The 22459-nt window shown below is 64.9% G+C and carries 21 protein-coding genes; 15 read left to right on the top strand and 6 right to left on the bottom strand.

The window, feature by feature from the left end; genetic code table 11:
* The first annotated feature begins 2 nt into the window (after positions 1–2).
* A complete protein-coding gene (locus KRR38_RS17850; protein ID WP_254514862.1) occupies positions 3–1721 on the top strand; it encodes a pyruvate, phosphate dikinase in 1719 nt (572 codons plus the stop codon).
* 3 nt (positions 1722–1724) lie between these two features.
* Entirely contained in the window at positions 1725–2111 is a 387-nt protein-coding gene (locus tag KRR38_RS17845) for a hypothetical protein (RefSeq protein ID WP_217404095.1), read from the top strand.
* Between the two features lie 111 nt (positions 2112–2222).
* Here KRR38_RS17845 and KRR38_RS17840 read toward each other — a convergent pair whose 3' ends face one another.
* The 4 genes from KRR38_RS17840 to KRR38_RS17825 form a co-directional block, all read right to left on the bottom strand.
* Positions 2223–3134 (bottom strand): phosphotransferase family protein, encoded by a 912-nt coding sequence (locus KRR38_RS17840; protein WP_309141197.1) that lies wholly within the window; start codon positions 3132–3134, stop codon positions 2223–2225.
* A gap of 77 nt (positions 3135–3211) precedes the next feature.
* Positions 3212–4420 (bottom strand): hypothetical protein, encoded by a 1209-nt coding sequence (locus KRR38_RS17835; RefSeq protein ID WP_217404093.1) that lies wholly within the window; start codon positions 4418–4420, stop codon positions 3212–3214.
* A gap of 13 nt (positions 4421–4433) precedes the next feature.
* The gene (locus tag KRR38_RS17830) at positions 4434–4757 is read right to left on the bottom strand and encodes an EthD family reductase (RefSeq protein WP_217404091.1); all 324 of its coding nucleotides are present in this window, start codon (positions 4755–4757) and stop codon (positions 4434–4436) included.
* Positions 4758–4938: 181 nt separating this feature from the next.
* Positions 4939–5673 (bottom strand): GntR family transcriptional regulator, encoded by a 735-nt coding sequence (locus KRR38_RS17825; protein ID WP_217404089.1) that lies wholly within the window; start codon positions 5671–5673, stop codon positions 4939–4941.
* 193 nt (positions 5674–5866) lie between these two features.
* Between KRR38_RS17825 and KRR38_RS17820 the strand changes: the two genes are divergently transcribed.
* The 5 genes from KRR38_RS17820 (at position 5867) to KRR38_RS17800 (ending at position 12555) form a co-directional block, all read left to right on the top strand.
* Positions 5867–8218, top strand: a complete 2352-nt coding sequence (locus KRR38_RS17820; RefSeq protein ID WP_217404087.1) for a TonB-dependent receptor — start codon at positions 5867–5869, stop codon at positions 8216–8218.
* Positions 8219–8339: 121 nt separating this feature from the next.
* Positions 8340–10262 (top strand): hypothetical protein, encoded by a 1923-nt coding sequence (locus tag KRR38_RS17815; RefSeq protein ID WP_217404085.1) that lies wholly within the window; start codon positions 8340–8342, stop codon positions 10260–10262.
* Positions 10263–10265: 3 nt separating this feature from the next.
* Positions 10266–10640 carry a hypothetical protein gene (locus tag KRR38_RS17810; RefSeq protein ID WP_217404083.1) on the top strand — a complete coding sequence of 125 codons (375 nt, stop codon included), beginning with the start codon at positions 10266–10268 and terminating at the stop codon, positions 10638–10640.
* Positions 10637–11395: an SDR family NAD(P)-dependent oxidoreductase gene (locus KRR38_RS17805; protein ID WP_217404081.1), complete on the top strand. Its 759-nt coding sequence runs from the start codon at positions 10637–10639 to the stop codon at positions 11393–11395. Before KRR38_RS17810 ends, KRR38_RS17805 begins: the two co-directional genes overlap by 4 nt.
* Positions 11392–12555, top strand: a complete 1164-nt coding sequence (locus KRR38_RS17800; protein WP_309141074.1) for an 8-amino-7-oxononanoate synthase — start codon at positions 11392–11394, stop codon at positions 12553–12555. Before KRR38_RS17805 ends, KRR38_RS17800 begins: the two co-directional genes overlap by 4 nt.
* Before the next feature lie 175 nt (positions 12556–12730).
* Here the strand turns inward: KRR38_RS17800 and KRR38_RS17795 are convergent, their stop codons facing one another.
* Together KRR38_RS17795 and KRR38_RS17790 are read right to left on the bottom strand one after the other, a co-directional pair.
* Positions 12731–13423 carry an anti-sigma factor gene (locus KRR38_RS17795; RefSeq protein ID WP_217404079.1) on the bottom strand — a complete coding sequence of 231 codons (693 nt, stop codon included), beginning with the start codon at positions 13421–13423 and terminating at the stop codon, positions 12731–12733.
* A gap of 15 nt (positions 13424–13438) precedes the next feature.
* A complete protein-coding gene (locus tag KRR38_RS17790; protein ID WP_217407318.1) occupies positions 13439–13927 on the bottom strand; it encodes an RNA polymerase sigma factor in 489 nt (162 codons plus the stop codon).
* Between the two features lie 83 nt (positions 13928–14010).
* Here KRR38_RS17790 and KRR38_RS17785 point away from each other — a divergent pair, with 83 nt between their 5' ends.
* The 8 genes from KRR38_RS17785 (at position 14011) to KRR38_RS17750 (ending at position 22455) form a co-directional block, all read left to right on the top strand.
* Complete coding sequence (locus KRR38_RS17785; protein WP_217404077.1) at positions 14011–15243, top strand: S8 family serine peptidase; 1233 nt, start codon at positions 14011–14013, stop codon at positions 15241–15243.
* A 95-nt stretch (positions 15244–15338) separates the two neighbouring features.
* Complete coding sequence (locus KRR38_RS17780) at positions 15339–16241, top strand: hypothetical protein (protein WP_217404075.1); 903 nt, start codon at positions 15339–15341, stop codon at positions 16239–16241.
* Positions 16242–16524: 283 nt separating this feature from the next.
* A complete protein-coding gene (locus KRR38_RS17775) occupies positions 16525–18924 on the top strand; it encodes a TonB-dependent receptor (protein ID WP_217404073.1) in 2400 nt (799 codons plus the stop codon).
* Between the two features lie 384 nt (positions 18925–19308).
* Complete coding sequence (locus KRR38_RS17770; RefSeq protein ID WP_217404071.1) at positions 19309–20325, top strand: SPFH domain-containing protein; 1017 nt, start codon at positions 19309–19311, stop codon at positions 20323–20325.
* A 36-nt stretch (positions 20326–20361) separates the two neighbouring features.
* Positions 20362–21030, top strand: a complete 669-nt coding sequence (locus tag KRR38_RS17765; protein WP_217404069.1) for a DUF4178 domain-containing protein — start codon at positions 20362–20364, stop codon at positions 21028–21030.
* The gene (locus KRR38_RS17760) at positions 21027–21572 is read left to right on the top strand and encodes a DUF4178 domain-containing protein (protein WP_217404067.1); all 546 of its coding nucleotides are present in this window, start codon (positions 21027–21029) and stop codon (positions 21570–21572) included. The genes KRR38_RS17765 and KRR38_RS17760 overlap by 4 nt, the downstream gene beginning before the upstream one ends.
* Positions 21514–22311, top strand: a complete 798-nt coding sequence (locus KRR38_RS17755) for a hypothetical protein (protein WP_217404065.1) — start codon at positions 21514–21516, stop codon at positions 22309–22311. Before KRR38_RS17760 ends, KRR38_RS17755 begins: the two co-directional genes overlap by 59 nt.
* Positions 22312–22455 carry a hypothetical protein gene (locus KRR38_RS17750; RefSeq protein ID WP_217404063.1) on the top strand — a complete coding sequence of 48 codons (144 nt, stop codon included), beginning with the start codon at positions 22312–22314 and terminating at the stop codon, positions 22453–22455.
* Positions 22456–22459 lie beyond the last annotated feature (4 nt).

The raw sequence follows: 22459 nt of genomic DNA, 5'->3' as shown, positions 1-22459 counted from the left end.
ACATGGCAAGCTGGACGATCCTGCTCGATGGCGGCCGCATACCCGACCGCGCGGTCATCGGCGGCAAGGCCTGGTCGATCGCGCGCATGGCTGCGCTCGGGCTCGACGTGCCGCCGGCCTTCGTCATTTCGACGAAGGCGTGCCTGGCCTATCTGGAGAACGGCGATTTCCCGGCGGGCCTCGTCGAAGAGGTCGAGCAGGGCATCATCTGGCTCGAAGACCGGGCGGGCCGCGGCTTCGGCGCAGGCGACAAGCGATTGCTCCTGTCGGTTCGATCCGGCGCAGCGATCTCGATGCCCGGCATGATGGACACCGTGCTCAACCTCGGCATCGACGATGCCGGCGAGGCTTCGCTGGCGAGCGAGACGGGGCTGCCCGATTTTGCTCGCGACACGCACCGGCGCTTCCTGGAGCTTTACAGCGCGATCGTGCTCAAGGCTCCGGTCGAGCTGGAGCGCGATGGCGATCCCGCGCACTGGCGCGCGGTGATCGCGGACGCCGGCGGCGAGGCTCCGGGCGATGTGCGCAGCCAGCTTCTCGGCGCCATCCGCGCAGTGTTCGAGAGCTGGAACACGCGTCGCGCCCGCCGCTACCGCGAGCACAACAATATCCCTCACGACATGGGCACTGCCGTGACCGTGCAGGCCATGGTCTTCGGCAATCTCGACGAGCACAGCGGCACCGGCGTCCTGTTCAGCCGCAATCCTCTGGCCGGCGAGCCGGTGCCCTATGGTGAATACCTGCCGCGCGCGCAGGGAGAGGATGTCGTCTCGGGCAAGTTCACGCCGCTATCGCTCGACGCCATGCGCGATCATGCGCCGCGGGCGCATGGCGAACTGCTCGCTGCGAGCGAACTGCTCGAACGCGAGAACGGTGACGTCCAGGACATCGAGTTCACCGTCCAGTCGGGGCGGCTCTACCTGCTTCAGTCACGCTCGGCCAAGCGAGCCCCCGCTGCCGCCGTTCGCATTGCGGTCGACATGGTTGCCGAAGGACGGATCGATCCCGAAACCGCGCTCTCGCGCGTCAGCGCGGAACAGGTCGCGACGCTTCTGCTGCCGCGCCTTGCCGGCGGCGCGGCCGATGGCGCCGAGATCGTCGCGCAGGGCGAGGGGGCCTGTCCCGGCGTCGCCAGCGGCGTACTCGTCGCCGATGCCGATGAAGCCGAGCGCCGTGCCGCCGCGGGCGAAGCGGTGATCCTCGTGCGCGCCACGACCAGCCCCGACGACGTCCACGGCATGATCGCGGCAAAGGGCGTGGTTACGGAACAAGGCGGCTCTACCTCGCACGCCGCGGTCGTCAGCCGCGCGCTGGGCCGGCCCTGCGTGGTCGGCGTCGGCGTCGGCGCAGTCGCGCGCGCCGGCCAGGTCGTCACGATCGACGGTGCCGCGGGCAAGGTCTACGCTGGCGCGCTGCCGACCGAACGCCCGCGCGAGGCCGACGACGCGCAACTCGCCCGCCTGATCGAATGGGCGCGGGCACGCAGCGCGGTCAAGGTCGTGTTGCCCGAAGATGCGCCGGCCGGAGAAGGGATCGATGTCGATCTCTTGCTGTCGGAAGGCTCGCTGGAAGGCCTGGATGACGCGCTTGCCGGGCAGGTTTCGGTGCGCGGTTCGGGTCTCGCCAATCCCGAGATCGCTCGCGCCGCGCGCCGGGCGGGCGTCATGACGATGATCACCGAGCCGGTGCTGCCGGCATTGCTCGTCACGCTGGAGAGCTGAGCCATGTATTCCGACATCCAGGAGATTCGTGCGCTGCTGCTGCAGTTCGAGCGCTCCCGTCTCAAGGACATGTACGTCAGGGCGGGCGACTGGGCGGTGTTCATGGCCAAGCTCGACGGTGCGGACAATCCCATGCTCGCCATCGCGCCACTTATCGAAGATGAAGCGCCAGAGCGCCTGACCGGCGCCAAGGCACCGCATCTTGGGCTGTTCGAACCTGCGAGGAGCCTGGGAGACCTAGTCGAACCCGGCGAGGTGATCGGCGCGATCGACGTGCTGGGCCGGAAGACCGAGATACTCAGCGAGGCTGCGGGTACGATCGTTTCGCTCTCTGCCGCCGGGCTCGTCGAATATGCCGACAGCCTGGTGGAACTCGAAGCCGCGGCCTGAACCCCCTACCGCTTGGCGACGAGAAAAAGGCCCGTCCCGGAAGGGGCGGGCCTTTTTGCCTTGGACTGTCGAGCCCGTTCCATAAGGAGAGAAATGGAACGGGCTCGTTGCTCAGCCGGCCGTCATGGCGCGGCGTTCGAGCAATCCGACGTAGGCGGGCAATACTGCGCCGAAGGCTTGAAAGCGCGGATCGGCAATGCGCCCGCTGTTGAACAGGTGCGCGCCGACCGAGATGATCGCCGAGACCTTGGCCTGGCCGAGTACCGCGTAGCGATGGGCGTCGACCGCTGTGCGACCGGTGCCCTTCTCCCATTCCGTGATCATCCGCTCGGGCGACCACCAGCCGGGGAGGTCGAAGCCCGCATCGGCCAGCGAGGCCTCGCCCTGGTCGTGGAACATCAGAATATAACCGAGATCGAGGAGCGGCTCGGAGATCTGGGCCATTTCCCAGTCGAGCAGCGCGGTCAGCCGGCCTCTGTCCCACAGACAATTGCCATGCTTGGGGTCGCCGTGGACCGGCGTCGCCGGGCCCGATGTCCGGGGCGGCCGCTTGGCCAGATCCTCGAGCACCGCGATCAGCGCCGGCATGGACTCGGCGCCGCGCGCGACGTCGAGCCAGTGCTGCGCTTCCTCCTGCACGGTTCGCCCGCCCTCGGGCATGGCCGCCACGGGCATCACGTGCAGGCCGATGATGGCGTCGAACCATTGCCGGCAGACATGCTCCGCACCGTCTGTAGGATCGGCCGCGAGCCACTCGGGCACGGCATATTCAAACGCTTCGCCCGAGACCTTGCCCATCAGAAAGAAGGGGTCGCCCAGCACTGCGGGATCGTCACACAGTTCCAGCATCGGCGGTAACGGCACCTGCGGTGCGGATGCCGCCACGGCCGAGAGGACCTGGTGTTGGCGGACCATGTCGTAAGGCGGCAGCAAGCCTTCTTCCGAGGGCGGCATACGCAGCACCTCGTCCAGCCCCTCGACGAGATAGGTCTCGTTCGAGTGGCCGGCCGAAAGCGTGGTGATGCCGGTGATCCCGCTTCCGCGGGGAAGCCAATCCCCTCAGGCCTGCGGCGAGGCGTTCGGTGTCACGTGCCATGGCCTCAGACCAACGTGTTCGCGGCAGTGAGCTCCAGTTCGGGGTGCTCGCCGTGAATGATGGATTCCATGATGCCGTAACCTGTCCATTCGCCCTCGGTCACGCTGATCGGGCAGTCGCGCAGTTGGCGGATACGCTGCAGCGTCGCGCGGTCGAGCGTGTTGGGAAAGTATTCGCCCTCCGTCGTCAGGGCCCCATGCCAGGAACCGTGCTTGCGTCCGTCAAACCCCAGATAGAGTCCCGGTCCCAAATGAACGCCCGAGGTGCCCATGACCTCGACCTCGACGGTATGCGTTCCGCCCTGGAGCATGTCGAAGTGGACCCGGCCGCCGAGCAGGCGCCGGGTATAGTCGTCGTAGCGCAGCTCGGGGCGGACGCGCGCGACTTTCTCCTGCGTCCCGTCGGGATTGTTGCGATAGCCCGACGAATAGAAGATCCGGCCTTGCTTGGACTGGAAATAGAAGTGGTACGCGACCTTCTCGCCGCTCGGCGAAGTCAGCATGAACGGGCTCCAGACGAGCACGTATTCACCTTCGCCGAATTTGACGTCGCCGAAGTCGGAGGTCGGGCGGACGTCCGCATTGTGCGCGCCCACGTCGAGCCGGGTGCCCCAGGAATGATCGCGATATTCGGTCCACTCCTCGGGGCGGATCTCTATCCGCTCGCCCTCGATCTCGACCCAGCCCGAAGGAACACCGATCTGGTGGTAGCGGATGACGTCGGAACCGATGCGGAAACCGTCGCGCTCGCGCTGCTTGTGGCGATCCTCGAAGAACGGCGGCATCTCGGCCGTGAAAGTCACGTCATAGGCAATCGGCTGAATGTCGTTCTTCGCCAGCGCGAAACGGACCTTCTGGAGCGGTTCGATGATCTCGTAGGTGAGCGGGCCGACCTGGGTGATCAGCGGGTCATCGCGCAGCTCGCGGTTGGCGCGCACGGTCCACTGCTCGCTGCCGCGCGACACGGCGGCCCAACCATCGAGCACGCCGCGGTTGTGGTAGCGGCCGAGCCCGAAATCGATCCCCAGCGTGCCGTCCTTGCGGACCATCGCGGTCCAGATCTTTTCGGTCCAGCTCTGCTCGGACGTCGAAACGGAGGCGAAGGTATCGACGATCTGGTGGTTGAGCAGTTCGTCGAGCGCCGTGATCATGCCGATGTCTTCCATGGCATTGCGCATATGACGCATCGACGTGCTCGGCAGAATGGCATCCATTGTCAGGCTCCTCTCAAGACTGGGTGTCGGCGCCGAGCTCGCTGAACTGCAGCACGGGCACGACGTCGGTGTAGTTGGGAATGTCGGCGAACAGGCGCTCGCCGCAGCGGTCCATCGCGGTTTCGAAATGGTCCCGGGTGGTGAAGACCATCTCCGAAATCGCCCAGAATGGGGGCGGGGCTCCGTCGAGCGCAGACTGCCCGATCGCGGTCCTGATCTCGAGGAGGCCGAAGGGCTTCAGCATTCCGGCGGCGAAGGGTTCGTGCCGCTCGACATAGTATCGCGCGTCGAAACGACTGCCTTCGCCGTTTGGATACAGGGCCGAAACGCGAATCATCCTCAGGCCCTTCCGATGCCTCTCTATCCCGGACAAACTGCTAAAACCGTCCTACGATTTCGTCCAGTCATTTTTACCGACATCTTGATTTTGCGACAGCGTGGCGCTCGCGAACGGCGCGCATCGGCACGCGTCCTTGCGGGAAGCACGCGCGTCTTTTCAGAGGTTGGTGTTGTCCGGTTTAGGAGCTGAAGTTGGGGAACGCGTCTGCGGGCAGTTCCTCTATCGTCTCTCGGGTTCCGTCGAAATGCCGCTGCACGGCCCGGTCGGCGGCAGAGGCATTCCCTTCCACGACGGCTTTGGCGATCTTGTTGTAGCCGGAGGCGTGCCGGTTGCGCTGCTTCTCCGACTGGATGGCTTCGACCTGCGCGCGGAACAGGTCGGTGCGGGTGAGGGGCATCGCCCGCTCGAGCTCGCCATTACCGCCGATCTTCACGAGCGTAGAATAGAAGATGCGCCGGCATTCGAGATACTGGCCGCGGTTGTGACTGCGGTTGGCCTCGTCAGTGGCGTTGGCCGCCGCAAGCATCATCTCGCGCTTCTCGTCGGTGTCGCAGTGTTCTGCCGCGAGCCGGGCTGCGAGTCGCGCCAGAGGTTCCAGCACCTCGAGCAGGTCCAGCACCGACTTGCGGTCGAGCGAGGCGATATAGGCGCCGCGGAAACGGTTGAGCGTGACGATGCCCGCGGCGGCCAGGTGCTTGAGTGCTTCGCGCAGCGAGCCGCGGCTGATTCCCAGGCGCCGCGTGAGGTCCGGCTCGACGAGGTGTTGACCGGGCACGAATGCCCCGGACCGGATTCCGCGAATTATCGCGTCGGCCACTTTGTCGGCCGCGCTGCCGATGCTGCTCTCCGCCGCTTCGTCGCCCGTTGCAGTATCCCCCCGCAATTCTGTGCCTTTTCTTGGTCTGCCCGCCATCTCTCACGCCGCTTTGGATATATTGGGTATTTCTAACCCCATTCCTGCGGCGCGTCCATGCCGCGAACCAAATTATCGGGCAGTACCATCACACGAAATCGTCGAACGATATTGACAGACTTAATTGGCTGTGGCAGTTGCCGGCTAACGAGACGGATGCAGTCCGCTCGCATGAGGGAAAGTGGAGGGTGCAATGAAAGCGTCGGAACGTCGTGTTGCCATGTCTGCGGTTTCGGTGTTGGCGTTGGCCATTGCCGTTCCTGCTCAGGCCCAGGTGTCAGCTCCTGCAGAAGCGTCGAGCGCTCCTGATGAAATTGTCGTCACCGCGAACAAGCGCGAGCAAAGCATCAACGACGTCGGCCTTTCGATCACCGCCCAAACGGGCGAGGCGCTGCTGAACCGTGGCATCAATTCGCCGACCGACCTCGGCAAGATCGTCCCGGGTCTTACGGTCCAGCCTTCGCCCTTCAACACGCCGGTCTACACGCTGCGCGGCATCGGCTTCTACGAAACGACGCTGTCTGCCGCTCCTACCGTGGCGGTATACACCGACGAAGTCGCGCTGCCGTTCAGCGCGACGACCCGAGGGGTCGCCTTTGACATCCAGCGCGTCGAAGTGCTGAAGGGGCCGCAGGGGACTCTGTTCGGCCAGAACACGACCGGCGGCGCGATCAACTATATCGCCAACAAGCCCACCGACCATTTCGATGCGGGAGCCGATCTCAGCTACGGCCGGTTCAACGTCGTCGACGGCCAGGCCTTCATCAGCGGCCCGATCGGCGATTCCATCAAGGCGCGCCTCGCGGTACGCGGCGTCCATGGCGACGAATGGCAGTACAGCTATACCCGCAACGACAAGCTCGGCCGAACGCGCCAGCTCCAGGGCCGCTTCCAGCTCCAGTTCGATCCCGGCAGCAACTTCCGCCTGCTGCTCAACGCCAACGGCTGGATCGACAAGGGCGACACCCAGGCTGCGCAGATCGTGGATGACACCTGCCGCCTGTCGACCGCCGGTACCTGCGGCAGTCCCGCGGCGCTCGCCTTCAAGGCCTATCCGCGCGCGCCGAACAACGCCCGCGCCGCCGATTGGGGTTACGGCATCTTCGGTCGCCGGCCGCAGCGCGACGACAAGTTCTGGCAGGTCAGCGCCCGCGCCGACCTCGACCTCAGCGACCAGGTCACGCTGACCTCGATCACCGCCTATTCGGACTACAAGACGGATTCGGTGCAGGACTTCGACGGTACGACGCTGTTCTCGGTCGACACCAACACAACCGGCTTCATCAAGGATTTCTCGCAGGAACTTCGGCTCGCGGCCAAGCTCGACAAGCTCAACATCATCGTCGGCGGAAACTACGACCGGGCAAGGACCTTCGATCGCCTGTTCTACAACTTCAGCCAGGGTCCGTCTTCCGACCCGCTGTTCTCGATCCCGGGCGCGCCCAAGGGCGAACTGACCTTCAACTATTCGCGGCAAAACGTCACGACCTATGCCGCCTTCGGCAATGTCGAGTTCGAGCTGAGCCCGAACGTAACGCTGCTCGGCGGTGCGCGCTACACCAAGAGCAAGCGCAGCTTCGAAGGCTGCACCAACGATTTCGGCGGAGGCACCGCGATCTGGTGGAACGCCTTGTTCGGCACCAACGTGCAGCCGGGCGGCTGCCTGACCTTTACCCCGAATTTCCCGGTCATCTTCAACCCGGCCGACTTCGACAAGCTCAACGAGGACAACGTCGCCTGGAACGTCGGCGTCAACTACAAGACCAACAACGACATTCTGCTCTATGCCCGGGTCAGCCGCGGCTACAAGTCGGGCAGCTTCCCCACCGCGTCGGTCGCCAGCTACACCGGCTATACGCCGGTCAAGCAGGAATCGGTCACGGCCTACGAAGTTGGTATCAAGGCACGCTTCGCCAATCGTGCCGTCGAGATCGCGGCCGCCGGCTTCTACTACGACTACACCGACAAGCAGCTCCGCGGCCGCAAGCCCGATCCGGTGTTCGGTACGCTCGACGGTCTCGTCCAGATCCCCAAGAGCCGGGTCTACGGCTTCGAGGCCCAGATCAACGTCCGGCCGATGGACGGTCTGACGATCAGCGCCGGCGGGACCTATATCAACACCAAGATCAAGGAGTTCCAGGGCTACGACGCTCTCGGCGTCCTGCGCAATTTCAGCGGCCAGAAGTTCCCCTATGCCCCCGATCTCACGGCAATCGGCGATGCCGAATACGAATGGGGTATCGGCAGCAGCGCGAAGGCCTACCTCGGCGCTTCGGTGACCTACAACAGCCAGACGACGACCGCGCTGGCGAACACCAACACGGCTTTCGTGAGCCGCGACGCGCGCTTCATCATCAAGGAATATGCCATCCTCGACCTTCGCGCCGGTGTCAGGCTGAACGACGGCAAGCTGCGGATCGGCGGATATCTGCGCAATGCCACCAACGCGTTCTACTGGACCAACATCCAGGACAATCTTGCGTCGATCTCCCGCTTCACCGGCATGCCGCGCACATACGGCGTCCAGCTCAGCTGGCGCTACTGAGTTCTCCCGACTGCCCCGGCCGCGTGGCCGGGGCATTTTTCTGTGTTCGATGATATCGTAAGACAATATACCGTTGATTGTGTCTCGCAAGAGTCGCAGCTTGGGGACAGGAGAGCTACGAATGGCAACCCAATTCGTCGAGACTCCCGGAGTCGGTCTCGCGACATCGCCGTCCGATCGCCTGGTCGATCGGATCCCGCCGATCCCCGCGCGTGATCGCCCGCACGGCCCGCTGACGGCCTATCGCCTGCGGCGCTTCTACATCGGCATGGCCGCACTGTTCCTGCTCGGCGTCGCTCCGGTCGCGCTGGGCATGAGCGCGCAGTGGAAGGCGTTCGGACTGGGCTTGCTCGTCCCGGGCGGCGGGTTCCTCTATACTGGCGGCCTAGTGGGCGCGATCGGCGCGCTGCTGTCGCTGGTCGCTTTCGCCGTGATCATGTTCATCTGGTGGGCGCGGGGGGTCATTCTCGGACCGCCGGGGGTGCTTGTCGGAACCGCGCTGCTCTCTGCCGCCTGGATCGAGGGGCGCGAGGGGATCGTGGCGATGGAATATGCCATCCCTGTGGCTGTCCTCGCGGTTCACGGCTACTTGGCCCTGCGGCGGCGCGGCCGTTTTGCGGCCCAGCGGGCGCGCGGCACCGAGCTCAATGAACTTCTGGCGCGCACCCAGCCGATCCTGCGCGAAGCGCCGGTCGAGGCATCGCCCGAGATGCCCGAAGGGCAGATCCGCGAGTTTCGCCGAATGCTGGACCTGGCCTTGCAGCCGGTCGAGGAATGGAAGGGCTTTGCAACCAACGATACCTGGCAGGATGGCGCGCTACGATACCAGATCTGCACGATGTCGTGGAACCTGGCTTTCGGCCAGTACACCCAGCTTCCCGCTTTCCATGGCTATCTGAACCGCGCGCAGGAAAACCTGATCCGCAAGCATATCGACCGCAAGACCTGGAACTATTGGTACTGGGAGAGCCTCTGGGGCAATTTCCGGATTGAGAAGAACCCGGTCACGATCGACAATATCATGCTCTCGGGCTTTCTCGGCGTGTCGCTTGGGCTGTTCGAGACGGCCAGCGGAACCTCGCCTTTCTCCGCGCCCGGATCGCTGACCTTCCGTTGGGACGAGAAGACGGCGTTTCCCTATAGCCATGCGACCATGCTGGACGAGGTGGTCAAGAACTACGAGCGGTACGACTTCGGCTGGTTCCCCTGCGAACCCCGCTGGATCTATTCGATGTGCAATCTCGTGGGGCATACCTCGCTCGCGCTCCACGACGCGCGGCACGGCACGGACATGGTCGACAGGATCGGCGGCCGCTTCGAACAGACCATGACCGATGAAATGATGATGGCCGACGGCCGCATCAAGGTCTGCACGTCCACGCCGTTCGGCTTTGAAGTGCCCAGTCTGTCGGGCCTGTTCGGCGAGACCTGGGGCATCCGGTTTCTCACGCCGCATGCGCCCGAGCAGGCCGAGCGCCTGTGGCAGGTGCTCAAGCAGGACTTCATCAAGCGCAAGCCCGATGGATCGCTCGAGTTCAAGCTGCTGCCCCTCGGTTGGGATACACGCAAGCCTGCCAACTTCTCGTTCGAACAATGGCCTGAGCTCAACCCGCTGACGATGGTCCTCTGGGCCGCGCTGGAGATGGGTGACGACGAGATCGTCGCGGCAACACGGCAATCGATCGACGCGATGTATGGCGCGGGCATGGCCGACATGCTGACCTGGACCCGCCGCAACACCGTCCGCGATATGGTCACCAAGGGCCTGCCCGAAGCCTGGCGCAACGGTCCGCTGCTCGACGAGGCCACTTATCCCGAGGTGATCGTGACCCGCGCCGTCAGCGACGGTGCCGCGTTGAGCCTGGTCCTGCGCGGGGGGAACAAGCCTGTCCGCACGCGGCTGGGCTTTGCGCGACTGGTGCCGGGGCGCGGGTACCGTGTGGTTCAGACTGGCGAACGGCTCACGGCCGATGCTCAAGGCCGTGCCTCGCTGGACTTCCAGCCCGACGACCGGAGTGTCCTCGATCTCGTGCCGGAATGCTGAGCCGTGGCCTGCTGCATCCTCGCGGCGCTGCTTCTCGCGCACCTGATGGCCGTCGTGCGCCGCTGGGGCATGTTCTGGGGTGTCGTGCGCGTGCCGGAAGGCGCCGAGTTCGATACGGTCTACCAGCGCCTGGGCCGTTGGCTGGCAAGGCCGCGCGTTCGCCGGGCGGTGACGGCTCTGGTCGCCATCGAGGCTCTGGCGGGCGGCGGCTGGGTCTATGCGTACCACGGTCATCACCTCTATCAGATCGGTGATCAGGCCATCGGCCGGCTGAGGGGAGAGACGATCGTCTACGCCGAAGTCTGCGGCAGCAAGGGCATGCGGACGCTTCGTCTGGTTATCGACAACCGCTCGGCGAACAAGGGCACGCTCGGTTGAGCGGCGATCTCGCTGGGCTGGCCGCCATCGTGACCGGCGGCTCGCGCGGAATAGGCCTGGCCATCGCCGAGCTGTTCGCGGGGCAGGGCGCCAATCTGGTGCTGGTAGCGCGCGATCGGGCTCGGCTCGATGCGGTTTCCGCGGATATCGCCGGCAAGACGGGCCATGTGCCCATCGTCGTGTCGGGCGATGCGGCCGACGCCAGGACGGCCGAGAGCGCCGTGGCCGCCGCACTCTCCGCCTTTGGCCGTCTGGACGTGCTGGCCAACGTAGCCGGTTGGTATCCGACCGCGCGTGTGGAACAGACCAGCGACACTGATTTTCGCGCCACGATCGATAGCAATCTGCACGGAACCTTCGCGATGTGCCGCGCGGCGATACCCGCGCTGCGCGAAGCCGGCGGGGCCATCGTCAACATGTCCTCGACGGCAGCCCGTTTCCCAACCCCTGGGCTTGCGGCTTACAGTGCCAGCAAGGCTGGCGTTGAGGCATTCACTCGGGCGCTCGCCGCCGAAGTCGCGCCGGACATTCGCGTGAACGCCGTCTCGGCCGGACCGACAATGACGGAATCAGTCGTCGAACTGATGGCCAGCGATACGACCGGCGCAGTGGCCGCGGTCACGGCCAACCTTCCGCTCGGCCGGTTGGCCGAGCCAAGGGAAATAGCGGAAGTGTTTCTGTTCCTCGCTTCGTGCCGGGCTTCGGTGATCACCGGGCAGGTCGTTCATGCCAATTGCGGAGGCCACATGGCGTGAACCAAACCGATGCAATTGCGATCGGTCTGCCGCCGGTCTTCTCCGCGCAGGCGGAGGACCTGGCACGGCTGGCGGCGCAGTCGCGCCAGCGCCGGCTGATCCCCGAGACCGGGATCGACTTCGCATCGAACGACTATCTCGGGCTCGGCCGTTCGGGCCTGCTGGTCGATGCCGCGCGGGCAGCGCTCGATCGCGGCGTGCCCGTCGGCTCGGGCGGCTCGCGGCTGCTGCGCGGCAACTGCGACGAGCACGAAGCGCTGGAGGCTGAGGCTGCGACCTTCTTCGGCAGCGAGAGCGCGCTGTGGTTCGCCACCGGCTACGCCGCCAATTCGGCGCTGTTCTCCACCTTGCCGCAGCGCGGCGACCTGATCGTCCACGACGAGCTGGTCCATGCCAGCGCGCACGAGGGCATGAAGCTCGGCCGGGCAGAGACCGTCTCGGTCCGCCACAACGATCCCGATGCCTTCGAGCTCGCCATCCGCCGCTACCGCGCAGATGGCGGCACCGGCCGGGTCTGGTTGGCGGTCGAGAGCCTCTATTCGATGGACGGCGACCGCGCGCCGCTGGACGCGCTCACCACGATCGCCGACCGTCATGACGCCGTGCTGCTGATCGACGAAGCGCACGCGACAGGCGTTTTCGGCATTAACGGTCGCGGACTGGCCGACACCATATCCGGCCGCGAGAACGTCATCACCTTGCGCACCTGCGGCAAGGCGCTGGGCTGCGAAGGCGCGCTGGTCTGCGGCCCCGCGGTGGTGAAGGACTTCCTCGTCAACCGCGGCCGCGGCTTCATCTTCTCGACCGCGCCCTCGCCGCTGATGGCTGCCGTTGTGCGCGCTTCGCTCGAGATCGTGCGCACGCGCCCCGAACTGCGCGAGGCGCTGTGGCAGCGTGTGCGTCATGCCGAGACCTTGCTTGGCCTGCTCGGCGCCCAGATCGCCGGCTCGCAGATCATCCCGCTGATCATCGGGTCCGACGAGCGCACGATGCAGCTTGCCGGCGCGCTGCAGGCGGCCGGCTTCGACGTGCGCGGCATCCGCCCGCCGACCGTGCCCAACGGCACTGCGCGGCTGCGGATCTCGATTACCTTGAACGCTTCGCTCGGCCAGATCGGCGATCTCGCCGCAGCCCTCGCCGAAGCCACCGCCAAGGCATGAGCCGCTACGGCGAATGTCACCATCTCGGCCGACTGCCCCGGCTCAATCCCTGACGCCGACATAGCAGATATCAGCGCGCTTGATTGCGGCGTTTGAAGGCGGCCAGCCGTTCATGAGCGATCGGAGTTCGATCCCATTTGAAGATCTGTTCCCCGACAAAAACCATGTGGTCGATTCAACGATCCTGTCGCGGCCGCCATCCCAGTTGAGCCGCTCGCGCTTCTTGCTCTGCATCGAGCGCCTCGCCGGCCGCCATGTCCTGGACCGTCGTCATGATCTCCGCGCTACCCGCCTGGCGGTACTCGGTGCGGTCGCCTTTGGTGCTGTCGAAGGTTTTCAGCAGACGCCAGCCGTCATCGTTCCGGCAAGCGATCCCCGAGCGGGCTTCTCCCGTGAAACCGCGGCAATAGTGTCCTTGCTTGTCCTGAAAACTCAGCAGGATGCGAACCGGGGCATCGCCCTTCTGAGTCGCGACGAGCTGGCTGTCGAGCGCCTGGGCAAGATCGCCATGCGCATAGGACGTGTCGGCTGGCCGCGTGCCGATGCCGATCAAGGCGATGACCAGCGATGCTGCGAGCGCCGGCCCCGCGATGCGCGCCCAACGCACGGGCGTGGCTCGTTCGCGGCGTTCGCGTGCCTGAGTCGCGAAATCGATGATATCGGCCCCATTGTCCTCCGAGAAAACCGCCTGTCTCAGTCGTTCCGGTACGGCTTGTTCGGTGATCGGCGCAAAATGCGCCGCGAGCCGGGTTCGCAGCGCGCGGTGTGCGACGAGATCGGCCTGAAGTCGTGGATCGCCGGCGATTTCGCTTTCGACGGTACGTGCGGTTTCGGCGTCGAGTTCGCCGTCGGCATAGGCTGCCAGCAATTCGGGGGGAAATCGTCATGCGGCCTCTCCGAGCAGACCGAGCAAGGCGTCGCGTCCGCGAACCAGCCGTGAGTTCAAGGTTCCCACCGGACAACCGATGATCTCGGCGGCCTCCTTGTAGGAATAGCCCTCGACCATCACCAGCAGCACGGCTTCACGCTGCTCGTCCGGTAACTGCGCCAAGGCGCGATCGACGTCGTTCAATTCTACCGCTGCCTCCTGCGCGCCACTCGCGCCGATTGCCAGGCCGTGCTCCTCGTCGACGAAGGTCTTGCCTCGCCGCGTCTTCGCCCTTGCCTCATCGATCCAGAGATTGCGCATGATCCGATACATCCAGCTATCGAGGCGCGAGCCCGGCAGCCACTGTCCGCGACTGCGCAACGCGCGCTCGATCGTCATCTGACACAGGTCGTCCGCATCGGCAGGATCGCGGGCGAGCCCGACGGCGAACCGCCGCAGCCGCGGCAGAAGCGTCAGAATGCCCTCTTGGAAGTCCTGCGTCAGCGTCGTTACCTTTCTCGCCGGATTAAACGGACAAGCGGCTTCGTTTCATCCATGGTTCTGTACAATTTTTTCGGAAAAGGCCCATGCGAAACCGGCTTGCGATTCTGATGGCCATCGGCGTGGCAGGCGCCGCTGCCCCCGTTGCCGCCCAGCTCGGCGTGCCGCCGCTCGGTGGGACGGTAGGCAATGTCCTCGGTACAGTGGACCGCACGCTCGACCCGATAGAGCAGGCTGCCCGGCAAACGGTTTCGGGCGCAGCCAGATTGGCCGAGCAGCGCGTCTCGCGGCTGAGCGATCTGGTGCGCCGAAATCGCGACAGCATCGAATTCGATGACGCCGGCAATCCGGCGCGCAAGGGCGAACTGCTGTTGCTCGATCCCACGGACGCCGACATCGCCGCGGCCCAGGGCGGGGGCTTTACCCTACTGGGGCGCGAGACGCTCGGCGAGCTCGGCATCGGCGTCGCCCGGCTCGGCGCGCCTGATCGCATGCCGCTTGCCCGTGCGCAGGCAGCGCTACGCAAGCTGCTGCCGCAGGCCAGCATCGCGTCGGACAGCATCCATCTGCCCGCAGGCGGTTCCGCTGCCGCAACGGGTGGCTCGGGCGTTGCCGGCGCTCCGGCGATCGACACCCAGGTTGGCCTCATCGACGGCGGCGTGGGATCGGGGACGATGGCCGGACCCGTTCGCGGCTTCGTCGCGGGCGCGCCGCGCGCCAGCGATCACGGCAGCGCCACGGCGTCGCTGCTACGCGGCGCGGGCGTGCGCCGTATCGCTCTTGCCGATGTCTATGGCGCCGATCCGGCCGGGGGGAATGCGCTTGCGATCAGCCGGGCGCTCGACTGGCTGATCGGCCTGCGTGCGAAAGTCATTTCGATCAGCCTCGTGGGTCCGAGCAATCCGCTGCTCGGCCAGGCTATCGCCGCTGCGCGCCGCCGCGGTACGCTCATCGTTGCGGCTGTCGGCAATGACGGCCCGGCCGCTCCGCCGGCCTATCCGGCATCCTATCCCGGCGTCATCGCGGTGACGGGTGTGGACGGCGGCAACCGTGCGCTGATCGAAGCCGGGCGCGCGCTGCATCTCGACTATGCTGCCCCCGGCGCCGACATGGTCGCGGTCAATTCGGCGGGCCGATGGGTGCGGGTGCGCGGCACGTCCTACGCAGCCCCGCTGGTCGCGGCGCGAGCGGCCGCTTTGATTTCCGGCGACGGCACTATCGGCGCGCTCGACCGCGAGGCGGTCGATCTCGGCCGCAAAGGCCCCGATTCTACCTATGGCCGTGGCCTTCTCTGCGGCTCATGCCGCCGCTCACGATAAAAATCGTGCGCCCGGTGGATTAAACCGAACCGGGCTGTCGTTTGCTCTGTGGAAGCAAAATGCACTCCACGAAATCGAGCAAAAGGATAAGCACAATGCGCAACATCATCATAATCACCACGGCTCTGATGCTTACGACTGCCCCCGCCCACGCCCAGCTGCTCGGCGGCGGGCTCGGTGGCGGACTGGGCGGTTCGCTGAACGGAACGATCGGCGGCACGCTGGGCGGCGCGGGTTCGATCGGTTCGACGGTGGACTCGGTCCGCTCCTCGACCAGCGGCACGCTGCGCAATGCGGGTTCGACCAGCGGCACCCAGAGCGTCAATCGCAAGAGCGGCCAGGTCCACGCGGACCGCAGCGCCAGCGCCACCGGCGGCGGCGACATCGCTCAGACGGTCGCGACGCCGACCCGCATGATCAGCGGCAACGCCGCTGGCAATGCCAGCGGCAGCGGCTCGGGCAGCCTCGACGCCCAGCTGCTCGGCACCGATGCGGTGCGTGGCACGGCCCAGTCGGCCCGCGATGCGGCAACGGATGCAGCGAGCGGCGCTGCGCAGTCCGCGCGCGGCACCGCCGGTGGCGCTTCGAGCGGCGCGCTCTCCAGCGTCGGCGGTCTCACCGGCGGCCTCACCAGCAGCCTGACCGGCACGCTGTCGGGTTCGGGCAGCGCTTCGGGTTCGGGTGGCGGCGCCGGCGCGCTCGGCCCCATCAGTGGCGACGGCGACGCCAGCGGCTCGGGCCAGGGCGGCTTTCAGGTGACGCGCGGCATGCCGGTTCTCGCCCCCGACGGCGAGCGCATCGGCAAGGTCCGCCAGCTGTTCACCAACGGCCGCGGCGAAGTGCAGCAAATGCTGGTCAAGGTCGGCGATACGACCGCGTTGCTGCCGGCCGGCAACTTCTCGGCCAGCGGCAATGCCGTGATGTCGGCGATGACCGAAGGCCAGATCCAGCAGACCGCCGCGCAGCAGCAGGCGCCTGGGTCCGGGGGCAACAAGTAAGTCCTCGTCGCTGGTCCCCCGGGGAGCACGTCAGTGCGCTCCGGGGGATTGTATTTGACCGCCTTCGCCGACCATCGAGCTAAGGTCTGCGATGCAGTGGCGGGTACCTTTATGATACCCGATGTTACCATTATGCAACGGCTTGAGCGCATTCGCGTTCAAGCCTGACTAATTTTATGGCGCAGTGTTGTGTCCCGGCATAATGATCGAACACGGGTGATAGGGCGTTACCAACCGTGACGGCACCCATATGCGAAGGTGTCGACCGGAAAGGGAGACGCGCATGAAGAACGCCCTTACCGTTTGCATTCATTGGGTGGCGCCGGCTTCGACCGTCGCGTTGCTGTTTGCAACGCCGGCCTTCGCCGACGATCAAACCAGCAGTGGCACGAAGAACACCGGCGTCGACGAAATCGTCGTTACCGCGGGGCGCCGTGAGCAAAGCGTGCTCGACGTGCCCCTGGCAATCCAGGCCACGACTGGAGACCAGCTGCAGGCTGCCGGCATCAAGCAGATCACCGACTTGCAGTTCACGACGCCTGGTTACAATGTTTCGGACTCGAACGGCTACACGATGGTGTTCATCCGCGGGGTCGGCAATGCCGAATTCGTCGGCGCCGATCCAAGTGTGACGACCTTTATCGATGACGTGCCGCGTATCTATGGCTCGATGGTCAACAACTTCGTCGACGTCGAGCGCGTCGAGGTGTTGAAGGGCGCGCAGGGCGGTCTCTATGGCCGCAACTCGACGGGCGGCGTTATCAACATCATCACGCGCCAGCCGGATCTAAACGCGCCTCATGCAGACGTCAGGCTCAGCTACGCGTCGCACAACTCGATCGAGGCGGACGGCTATGTCACCGTTCCGATCATTAGCGACAAGGTGGCTCTCAGTGTAGCCGGGCAGCGGCGCTACAGCGATCCCTACTTCCAAAACACCGCGCCGGCCGCGCCCTATACCGCGGCCATGTTCACGAAGGGCGTATTTGGCACGACCCCGGATCAGTCGGCCGCGCTGTTCAACTCCGCTCAGAAGAACAACGACGTCGGCAATCAGAATTTCTGGGCGGTCGACGGCAAGCTGCTGATCAAGCCGTCGGACAGCTTCAAGGTGACCTTCGCCGGCGACTATTCGAAGAAAGACGACAGCCAGGGCAATGCTCAGTGGCAGAACTCGCCTGCCTATGAGCAGCAGCAGTTCCTCGGCCTGTTTGGCTTCCTCGTCGGAGAACTGGGCGGCCAGGCCAACACGGCTGCCTTCCCCGCCAATTTCCTTCAGGGAAATCCGCCCAAGTTCACCGTTTCGAACGGCACGCCCGGTTTCGTCAGATTGAAGGACTGGGGCGTCTCGTCGACGGCGGTGCTCAGCACGGATAGCGTCGATCTGTCGTCGATCACGGCATACCGGGCACAAAACACCCAGTTCATCGATGACCTCGGAGCCAGTTCTTATGCCTTCACCGCCGCATTGGTGAAGAACGACAAGCACTTCTTCTACCAGGAGCTGCGCGCGGTCTCGCACCTCGACGGACCGTTCCAGTTCATCGCCGGCGGCACCTATCTGGACAACTATTTCAAGGGCTATACCGACGTTTATCTCTTCGGCGGCGTCATTCCCCCATCGCCGACGGCCCGCTCGACCGACAAGGTCAAGAACTGGTCGGCCTACGCCCAGGCATCGTTCAACTTTACGGACAATCTTACGCTGACGGCGTCGGGCCGCTACGTCCACGAGAAGAACACTGCCCAGTTCTATGGGTTGGCTCCCAACTCGTTCGGCCCGGCCGCCGGTCCGCCGGTCACGGCCGTCGAGAAGAAGTTCATCCCTTCGGCAACCCTCAGCTACAAGCTTCCGGACGGCGGAAACGTCTACGTGCGCTGGGCGAGGGGCTTCAAGTCGGGTGGCGTCAACCCGGTCGCCAATGCCAGCGCCTTCGTAGTTGACGGCGTCTATTATGCGTCCTCCGGCAGCATTTTCAAAGGCGAGACCGTCGACACCTTCGAAGGCGGTTTCAAAACCCAGGTGCTCGACCACAAGGTTCAGCTGACCGCAGATGTCTTCTACAACAGCTACAAGAACCTTCAGACCGCGGGCCACGTCAGGCCCGAGTTTGCCAACAGCATCATCCTCACGATCGTCAATGCGCCCAGCGCGCGCACCTATGGCGTCGAAGGCAGCTTGAGCTGGCGCGTGATGCAGTCGCTGACGCTGTCGGCTAACGCCGGATATCTCAATGCCAAATACAAGGACTTCAAACTTCCGGATACGCCGGTTCTCAGCGGTTTCGACCTAAGCGGGCATCAGATGATCAATTCCCCTGAGTTCCAGGCGAGCTTCAGTGCCAACCTCGATCAGCCTGTCACCGAGGGACTGAACCTTGTCGCGAACGCGCTGGCCAGTCATTCGAGCAGCGTTCTCTGGCAGGTGTCGGGTGCTCCATGTGCCGCGGGCCAGGTATCGGGAGTTACCTGCCTGCCTGACTCTGTCGGCAATGCGTACTGGCTGGTCAACGCGCGGATTGGCTTCAAGACATCCGACGATCGGTTTAGGCTGGAGGTCTTCGCGAACAATCTCTTCAACCAAGCCTATACGACCTACGGCAACTCGAACGCGGGCAACACCACCCAGTTCACTTGGGGTAACCCGCGTATCGTCGGCGTTGAGGCGACGATGCATCTGTGACCAGGTCCGGCCCTGATTCGTGAGGGTCAGGGCCAGGCCGATTGGCGAACAGCAAGAACGCCGGCGGGGAGGCTTTCGCTGAATCCTGTGGCAGGCATTGCCGATATCCTGGTCGTTCAAGCTCGCCCTTCACCGATCTGAAAGAGGACACTGGATGTTGTAAGCTGGCGGTATGATAGGGCCTGGCTTTCATTGTGACCTTTGCCGCGCCGGCTACGTGGTTGGTATCCCGACGCGCGAAAAACTCACGTCATCACACGGACGTATTTGAGTGACTTAACTCTATGATGCTCGCGCAAGCGGCGCCATATCGTACGCCTTGCCAAGTGCCGCGGCCGACTTAAACTTGCAGTCTCTTTGAATCACGGCCTGGTGCAGAAACCGATGCTCGAATTTCTCAAGAAACAGTTCGTCGACGTCATCGAATGGCTGGAACAGCCCGGCCAGCTGGCTTGGCGTGTGCCCTTCGCCGATCATGAAATCCAGACGGGTGCGCAGCTCACGGTGCGCGAAACCCAGATGGCGGCCTTTCTCAACGAGGGTAAGCTCGCCGACTATTTCGGGCCCGGGCTGCACCGGCTGACGACGGCAAACCTTCCGATCCTCACCGACCTGAAGAACTGGGACAAGGCGTTCAACTCGCCGTTCAAGTCCGACGTCGTGTTCTTCTCGATGAAGGAGCATCTCGGGCTCAAGTGGGGCACGGCGCAGCCCATCACGGTCCGCGACGCGGAGTTCGGCGCGATGCGGCTGCGCGCCTTCGGCACCTATTCGTTCCGCATCGCGGAGCTCGAGCCTTTCGCTTCGCGCCTGCTGGGCACGCTGGGCGAAGTGAGCGTCGCCAGCCTCGAACCGCAACTGCGCGCGGCGATCCAGACCGCGATCGCCACCGCCCTGGGCGGAAGCGGCATTCCCTTTCTCGATCTCGCTTCCAACCAGCAGAAACTGTCCGACCAGATCAAGATCGAGGTCGACAAGACCTTCGCGCAGTGGGGGCTGGGCTGCCTGAGTTTCTATGTCGAGAACGTCTCGCTGCCCGAGGAGGTTCAGGCGCATCTCGACAAGGGCAGCTCGATGCGCGTCATCGGCGATCTCGATCGCTACACCAAGTTCCAGACGGCAGAGGCGATCGAAAAGGCAGCCGGACAGGAAGGCGGTCTCGCAGGCCTGGGTGCGGGGATCGGCGCGGCCGCCGCGCTTGGCGGCGCGATGTCGCAGAGCCTCGCAGGTGTCGTCTCGGCGCCAGCCGCCGCTCCCGCCCCCGCAACGCCGGCTGCAGCGGCGGCTGACGAAGACCCATTCGCGCTGATCGAGAAGCTTCATAAGCTCGTCACAATAGGTGCCTTGAGCCAGGAAGAATTCGACGCCAAGAAAGCCGAACTGCTGGCTCGCATCAAGTAGGGCGATCACCGGCGCGCCGGGACATTTGGGGGGCTGATGTCACGACTGAATTGCCCGTCCTGCGGGTCAGAGGTGCCGCTGCGCGGCGCCGCGATGCCCTATGCCGTCTGCTCCTATTGCCAGACCCTGATTCTGCGCGAGGGCGAGGACCTGCGCGCGATCGGCAAGACCGCCGTGCTGCCCTTCGACGTCTCGCCGATCCAACTCGGTACCACCGTCAAATCGGATGAGGTGCTCTTCACGGTCGTCGGCCGGGTCCGCTGGGGCTGGAGCGACGGCTCGTGGAACGAATGGCTGCTTCAGGGCAGCGACGGGCAAACGCGCTGGCTGGGCGAAGCCATGGGCAGTTTCATGCTGCTCAAGGAACTTCCCGCCGCGCTCGATGCGCCGCTGGTCGCGCAATTCGCTGCCGGCGGGGCGCTGGAGCGTGGCGTCGAGCTGCAAGCCGCGGGCCGGACCTTCCGGGCTACCGACATCAAGGAGGCGCAATGCCTCGGCGGCGAAGGCGATCTCCCGTTTCCGACACCGCCTGACTGGGCGATGACCAGCATCGATTTCCGCAGCCAGGACGGCGCCGCGCTCAACCTGCAGCGCGACAAGCAGGGCACGCAAGCCTGGCTGGGCGGCTACTACGACCTTGCCGAATTGAAACCCGCGAATCTCAGGACGATCGAGGGTTGGACGATCCCGGAGGCCGTGCGGTGACAGCGGCCCACAGCATCACCTGTCCTTCCTGCGGCGGCACTATCGCGATCAAGGCCGCGGGCTATTCGGTGACGGTGGCCTGTCAGTATTGCGGCTCGGTGCTCGACGTCGCCAATCCCGACGTGAAGGTGATCGAGGAGTATCATCAGGCCGCGCTCAGCCTGCCCTTGCCGCTTGGCAGCCGGGGCAATCTGTTTGAGGTCGAGTGGGAAGTGGTTGGCTATCTCTCGCGCGGCGACGGGGAGGCGAACTGGAGCGAATACCTTCTGTTCAATCCCTATGCCGGCTACCGCTGGCTCGTCCACGCCGAGGGCGACTGGCAGTACGGCACGATGCTTTTCGACCAGCCCGACGGCGACAACGACAGCGTGACCTGGCGGGGGGCGCCGCTTCACGCGCGACTATCCGCCCGCGGCCACGACCACCGATCGTGTGGTCGGCGAATTCTACTGGCGGGTGCGTGCCGGGGACAGCGTCCAGGCGATGACATACAGCCGCGGCGACGAGACGCTCTCGGTCGAGTGGGGTACCGACGAGGCTAACTGGACGCAGCTTGTCGGGTTGCGGGAACACGACCTGCTCGTTGCCTTTGGCCTGGCCACTGCCGCGCCAGAGGGTGCCGGCGCGGCGCCGACGAACGGCCTCATGTCGCGCATGGGTTCGCGCTATCAGCAAGCCGACGGAATGCGCGAAAGCGATCTTTCCGTCATGTTCCTGCTGGCGGCGGGCACGAGCCTCCTGATCCTGCTGATCATGGCGGCATTCGGTTACGGCACCAGCAGCGTCTCGAATTCGGTGCAAATCGCCGTCGACGGCCCCGAGAAAAGCACGACAGTCGGCAGCCTTGTGATCAACCGCCCCTATCAGTTCGTGACCGTAACCGCGAGAACCACCGATTTCACCAACCGCTGGGTCGATCTCGACTACAGCCTGGTCGACCGCCAGACCCAGCAGTCGATCGAGGCCAGCGGCACTGTCGAATATTACGCCGGCCGCGATTCCGACGGCGATTGGACCGAGGGCAGCCACCAGACCGTGACCAAGTTCGCGGGCGTGCCGCGCGGTACCTATGACATCGTCGTCGATACTTCGGCCCATAGCTGGACGGACGGGACGAGCTACCAGAGCGCATCGAGCCCCTGGTCAGCGCCCGAGGCCGTTTCGGTCTACATAAAGGCGGATGCCGGCGGCTTGATATGGAGCAACTATTTTGCGCTTCTTTTCGGCCTGTTCGGCCTGCCGGGGCTCATCGCCTGGTATCGTAGTCGAGGGGAGGATTAGATGAGCAAACGAAGCGTCCTGTTCGCTGCCTGGTGCCTTTTGATGACCGCGAGCTCCGCCGTCTCGTCTTACTACGCCTGGTCGCCCTTTGCCGACGGCAAGCGCGACAATCAGGCCGCCCACTACGGACCGACCCACAAATAAACCG

Source organism: Novosphingobium sp. G106 (assembly GCF_019075875.1).
Taxonomy (GTDB): domain Bacteria; phylum Pseudomonadota; class Alphaproteobacteria; order Sphingomonadales; family Sphingomonadaceae; genus Novosphingobium.
Note: the sequence above shows the minus strand (reverse complement) of the source record. Positions and strands in the feature narration are given on the sequence as shown.

Excerpts from the sequence above, each read along its gene's own strand:
- KRR38_RS17850 (WP_254514862.1), top strand. The coding sequence starts at position 3 with ATGGCAAGCTGGACGATCCTGCTCGATGGCGGCCGCATACCCGACCGC.
- KRR38_RS17845 (WP_217404095.1), top strand. The coding sequence starts at position 1,725 with ATGTATTCCGACATCCAGGAGATTCGTGCGCTGCTGCTGCAGTTCGAG.
- KRR38_RS17835 (WP_217404093.1), bottom strand. The coding sequence starts at position 4,420 with ATGGATGCCATTCTGCCGAGCACGTCGATGCGTCATATGCGCAATGCC.
- KRR38_RS17830 (WP_217404091.1), bottom strand. The coding sequence starts at position 4,757 with ATGATTCGCGTTTCGGCCCTGTATCCAAACGGCGAAGGCAGTCGTTTC.
- KRR38_RS17825 (WP_217404089.1), bottom strand. The coding sequence starts at position 5,673 with ATGGCGGGCAGACCAAGAAAAGGCACAGAATTGCGGGGGGATACTGCA.
- KRR38_RS17820 (WP_217404087.1), top strand. The coding sequence starts at position 5,867 with ATGAAAGCGTCGGAACGTCGTGTTGCCATGTCTGCGGTTTCGGTGTTG.
- KRR38_RS17815 (WP_217404085.1), top strand. The coding sequence starts at position 8,340 with ATGGCAACCCAATTCGTCGAGACTCCCGGAGTCGGTCTCGCGACATCG.
- KRR38_RS17785 (WP_217404077.1), top strand. The coding sequence starts at position 14,011 with ATGCGAAACCGGCTTGCGATTCTGATGGCCATCGGCGTGGCAGGCGCC.
- KRR38_RS17780 (WP_217404075.1), top strand. The coding sequence starts at position 15,339 with ATGCGCAACATCATCATAATCACCACGGCTCTGATGCTTACGACTGCC.
- KRR38_RS17775 (WP_217404073.1), top strand. The coding sequence starts at position 16,525 with ATGAAGAACGCCCTTACCGTTTGCATTCATTGGGTGGCGCCGGCTTCG.
- KRR38_RS17770 (WP_217404071.1), top strand. The coding sequence starts at position 19,309 with ATGCTCGAATTTCTCAAGAAACAGTTCGTCGACGTCATCGAATGGCTG.
- KRR38_RS17765 (WP_217404069.1), top strand. The coding sequence starts at position 20,362 with ATGTCACGACTGAATTGCCCGTCCTGCGGGTCAGAGGTGCCGCTGCGC.
- KRR38_RS17755 (WP_217404065.1), top strand. The coding sequence starts at position 21,514 with ATGACATACAGCCGCGGCGACGAGACGCTCTCGGTCGAGTGGGGTACC.
- KRR38_RS17750 (WP_217404063.1), top strand. The coding sequence starts at position 22,312 with ATGAGCAAACGAAGCGTCCTGTTCGCTGCCTGGTGCCTTTTGATGACC.